Origin of the sequence: Kitasatospora sp. NPDC091257, from assembly GCF_044757675.1 — a bacterium.
GTDB classification, from domain to species: domain Bacteria; phylum Actinomycetota; class Actinomycetes; order Streptomycetales; family Streptomycetaceae; genus Kitasatospora; species Kitasatospora lactacystinica.
In genome coordinates, this window is the sequence record NZ_JBIVVI010000816.1 from 1 (window position 1) to 4,229 (window position 4,229).

The window sequence follows — 4,229 nt, forward strand, 5'->3', positions numbered from 1 at the left end:
GGCTCGCCCCCGCCGACCTGGGGCTGCCGCCCGGGGTCCGGCGGCGCACACCGGGGCTGCGCCGGGAGGAGGTGGCGCAGGTGGCGGGGCTGTCGGTGGACTACTACGCGCGCCTGGAGCAGCGGCGCGGCCCGCAGCCCTCGCCGCAGCTGCTCGCGGCGCTGGCGCGGGCGCTGCGGCTGAGCGAGGACGAGCGCGACCACCTGTTCCGCCTCGCCGGGCACGAGCCGCCGCGCCGGCACGGGCCGCTCGGGCACGTGCGGCCGGGGCTGCTGCTGATCCTGGACCGGCTGCACGACACGCCCGCCCAGGTCGTCTCCGACCTCGGCGACGTCCTCGCGCAGAACCCGATGGCCACCGCCGTCTTCGGCGACGTCACCGTCCTGGCGCCCGAGCGGCGCAATCTGCTGCTGCGCTGGTTCACCGAACCGGGCGTCCGGGCGCTGTTCCCGCCCGAGGACCACGAGGACCTCGCCCGCGCCCACGTCGCCTCCCTGCGCGCCGCCCGCACCGCCCGCCCCGGGGACCGGCGCGCCGCCGAACTGCTGGAGCAACTCCTCGCCAGTGGTGAGGAGTTCACCTCCTGCTGGGAGCGCCACGAGGTCGCCCGGAGGCGCAGCGGCCGCAAGCGGGTGCTGCACCCGGTGGTGGGGCCGCTGGAGCTGGAGTGCGAGGTGCTGGCCGCCGGCGGCGAGGACCAGCTGCTGCTGGTGCACACCGCCGCGCCGGGCGGCGAGTCGGCCTCCCGTCTGGAGCTGCTGCGCGTCGTCGGCGCTCCGGCGCCCGCCTGACCGCGCCCGCCTGACCGCGCCCGGGCCGCCGGGGCGGGGCCGCCGGGACCGGCCGCGGCGCGATCCGGGGCAGGGGCAGCCGGGACCCGCTGCGGCGCGATCCGGGGCGGGGCCCGTAGGCTGGGCCGGGCCGTCGACGGTACAGACCGTCACCAGTAGGGCGGAACACGACAGAAGCGGGCAGGCAGGGGCACATGCAGTTCGACGACCAGGGCGACCTCGACACCTCGCAGGTGGACGACCGGCGCGGCATCCCGGGCGGGAAGATCGCCATCGGGGGCGGGGCCGTGGGCCTGATCGCGGTGCTGTTCGCCGTCGTCCTCGGGGTCGACCCGCAGCTGCTGGGCCTGTCCTCCGGCTCCGGCTCCTCCTCCAACTCCTCCGGCGTGCGCACCGCCGGCGAGGCGCAGCAGGCCTGCAAGACCGGGGCGGACGCCAACAAGCGCCAGGACTGCCGGATCGTGGCGGTCACCAACAGCCTCCAGGAGTTCTGGCGCACCGAGCTGCCGCGCGCCGCCAAGGTCCCGTACAAGAACGCCGAGACGGTGCTGTTCACCGGCCAGGTCTCCACCGCCTGCGGGGCGGCGACCTCGGCGGTGGGCCCGTTCTACTGCCCCGGCGACAAGAAGGCCTACGTCGACCTGGGCTTCTTCAACGAGCTGTCCGCCCGCTTCGGCGCCAAGGGCGGCCCGTTCGCCGAGTCCTACGTCGTCGCCCACGAGTACGGCCACCACATCCAGAACCTCACCGGCGCCATGCAGAAGGTCGGCAACGACCGCCAGGGTGCCACCAGCGGCTCGGTGCGCCTGGAGCTGCAGGCCGACTGCTACGCCGGGGTGTGGGCGCACCACGCGACGACCACCCCGCAGCCCTCCACCGGCCGTCCGCTGATCGCCTCGCTCACCGACCAGGACATCGCCCAGGGCCTGGACGCGGCGGCGGCGGTCGGCGACGACCGGATCCAGCAGCAGGCCACCGGGCGGATCAACCCGGAGGCCTGGACGCACGGTTCCGCCGAGCAGCGCAAGGCCTGGTTCACCACCGGCTACCGCAGCGGCGACCCCGCCCAGTGCGACACCTTCTCGGCCGCGAAGCTGTAGCGGCGCCGAACCGGGGGCCGGCTGTCAGAAGCCGCCGTCCGCCTGCCGCCCGCCGCCCGCTGTCCGACCGCCGCCCGCCCAGTCCCAGCCCGCGATCGCCTCGCGCAGCAGCCGGGCGCCGGCGGGCAGGCGGGCCCGCGCGTCCCAGAACAGGGTCAGGGAGCGCCGGCAGTCGGGGCTGTCGACGCCGACCCACACCAGCGGCAGGCGGGTGGCGGTGCGCCGGGCGACGGCGGGCACCAGGCCGATGCCCAGGCCCGCGCTGATCAGTTCGGCGATGGCGCCGGCCTCGTCGCTCTCGCAGACGATCCGCGGCACCAGCCCGCGGGCGGCGAACAGCCGGTCCAGCAGGCGGCGTTGCCAGTGGCCGGGGCGGGCGGCGATGAACGGGCGTTCGGCGAGCTCCTCGACGCCCACCGAGGTGCGGCCGGCCAGCGGGTCGCCCACCGGGACGGCCAGCCCCACCTCCTCGTCCAGCAGCGGCACCGACTCCAGGCCCTCGGCGGCGACGGGCTGGGAGAAGACGGCGAGGTCGACGTCCTGGGCCCGCAGCCGCCGCGCCGCCTCCTGCGCGGACAGCTGGTGCAGCTCGATCTCCACCCCCGGGTGGCCGCGCTTGAACGCCGCCAGCGGTCCGCTGAAGGCCAGGAACGTCTCCGAGGCCAGGCGCACCGTGCCCAGCCCCTGTCCGGCGGCCTCCGCCACCGCCCGTCGGCCCGCCTCCAGTTCACCGAGCGAACGCTCCGCGTAGCCGCGGAACAGGTGCCCGGCCGCGTTCAGCCGCAGCCGCCCGCCCCGCTCGAACAGCGGGGTGCCCAGCTCGGCCTCCAGCCGGGCGATGGAGCGGCTCAACGACGGCTGGGCGACGCGCAGTTCCTCGGCGGCCCGGCTCAGGTGCTCCAGCCGCGCCACCGCCAGGAACTGCGCGAGCGTGTTCAGGTCCACCGACGCCCCCATGCCCGAGGCGTCATAACGCCATAGCAATATTGATCTTAGACAGGATAACCGGACGGTCATAGCGTCATGGGCGGGGCCGCGCACCGGCACACAGCGCGGCCCGGCAACGGTTCGAGGAAGGACGCCCATGGCCATCGCCGCCGACATGACCCCACCGGAGCCGAAGGCCCGGTCCGCCGCGGGGGAGCGGACCGGGCCCGCCGGACGGACCCTGCGCGCCCTGGCCGCCGCCCACACCGCCGCCGTCTTCGGCCAGCCCGTCTTCGCCGGCGTCTACCTCAGCGGCGACTACGACGCCCTCAGCTGGCACGCCGCCGGCGCCAACGTCGTCACCTCCCTCGGCTACCTCCAGCTGATCGCCGCCCTCGTGGTGTGGATCCGGCTGCGCCGCCGCTGGCCGGCGGCCGCCACCCTCGCCGTCGTCGCGGCCGAGACCGTCCAGTACTTCGCCGGACTCGACGGCGCCCTGTGGCTGCACCTGCCCCTGGGTGTGGCCACCATCGCCGCCACCGTCGTCCTCACCATCGCCCTGTGGCGCACCCCGCTGCCCGCGCGCCGCCCCGCCCGCCGTCCCGCCCGCCGGGAGGACGACCGTGACTGAACCCCGCCCCGGCCGCCCGCTCGGCATGACCCGCCGTCAGATCCTCGGCATCGGCGGCGCGTTCGGCCTCCTCACCACCACCGGCCTCGCCACCGCCGCCACCCTCGCCCGCCGCCCCGCCACCACCGGCGCCCAGCTGCGCAGCGCCGCCGCCCTGCCACCCCCCTACCAGGTGCCGCTGCCGCTGCCCGCCGCCGCCAAGCCCCTGTCCACCGACGGCGGAGCCGACCGCTACGAGATCGTCCAGCGCGAGACCGACGCCGAGATCCTGCCCGGCCTCACCACCCGGCTGTGGACGTACGGCGGCACCTTCCCCGGCCCCACCATCGAGGCCCGCCGCGGCCGGCCCGTCACCGTCACCCACCGCAACGAACTGCCGGTGCCCACCGTCGTCCACCTCCACGGTGGGCACACCCCCGCCGACTCCGACGGCTACCCCACCGACCTCGTCCTGCCCGCCGGCTGGCCCGAGACCCCCCACGTCATGCCCGGCATGCAGGGCGCGGACGGCATGCCGGGCATGGGCGGCGCCATGGCCGACCCCCGCGCCGTCACCAGCCGCCGCACACGCGACTACACCTTCCCCAACGACCAGCGCCCCACCCTGCTCTGGTACCACGACCACCGCATGGACTTCACCGCCCCCGCCCTCTGGCGCGGCCTCGCGGGCCTGCACATCGTGCGCGACGATGCCGAGGACGCCCTCGGCCTGCCCGCCGGCCCCCGCGAGATCCCCCTCATGATCACCGACCGCGCCTTCGCCGCCGACGGCGCCCTGAC

At 76.1% G+C, this 4,229-nt stretch carries 5 protein-coding genes; 4 read left to right on the forward strand and 1 reads right to left on the reverse strand.

Going from position 1 to position 4,229, the window contains the following annotated elements; all coding sequences use genetic code 11:
- Positions 1 to 791: helix-turn-helix transcriptional regulator (locus tag ACIQOV_RS30105; RefSeq protein ID WP_401053744.1), on the forward strand; the 791-nt coding region annotated here is incomplete at its 5' end.
- 194 nt (positions 792 to 985) lie between these two features.
- Positions 986 to 1,891 (forward strand): neutral zinc metallopeptidase, encoded by a 906-nt coding sequence (locus ACIQOV_RS30110; protein WP_401053746.1) that lies wholly within the window; start codon positions 986 to 988, stop codon positions 1,889 to 1,891.
- 24 nt (positions 1,892 to 1,915) lie between these two features.
- Here ACIQOV_RS30110 and ACIQOV_RS30115 read toward each other — a convergent pair whose 3' ends face one another.
- Positions 1,916 to 2,836, reverse strand: a complete 921-nt coding sequence (locus ACIQOV_RS30115) for a LysR family transcriptional regulator (protein ID WP_401053747.1) — start codon at positions 2,834 to 2,836, stop codon at positions 1,916 to 1,918.
- Positions 2,837 to 2,975: 139 nt separating this feature from the next.
- Here ACIQOV_RS30115 and ACIQOV_RS30120 point away from each other — a divergent pair, with 139 nt between their 5' ends.
- Together ACIQOV_RS30120 and ACIQOV_RS30125 are read left to right on the forward strand one after the other, a co-directional pair.
- Entirely contained in the window at positions 2,976 to 3,449 is a 474-nt protein-coding gene (locus tag ACIQOV_RS30120) for a hypothetical protein (protein ID WP_401053748.1), read from the forward strand.
- On the forward strand, positions 3,442 to 4,229 hold a 788-nt coding region (locus ACIQOV_RS30125), incomplete at its 3' end, for a multicopper oxidase family protein (protein ID WP_401053749.1). The genes ACIQOV_RS30120 and ACIQOV_RS30125, both read left to right, overlap by 8 nt.

Coding starts and splice junctions, on each gene's coding strand:
- ACIQOV_RS30110 (WP_401053746.1), top strand. CDS start 986: ATGCAGTTCGACGACCAGGGCGACCTCGACACCTCGCAGGTGGACGAC.
- ACIQOV_RS30120 (WP_401053748.1), top strand. CDS start 2,976: ATGGCCATCGCCGCCGACATGACCCCACCGGAGCCGAAGGCCCGGTCC.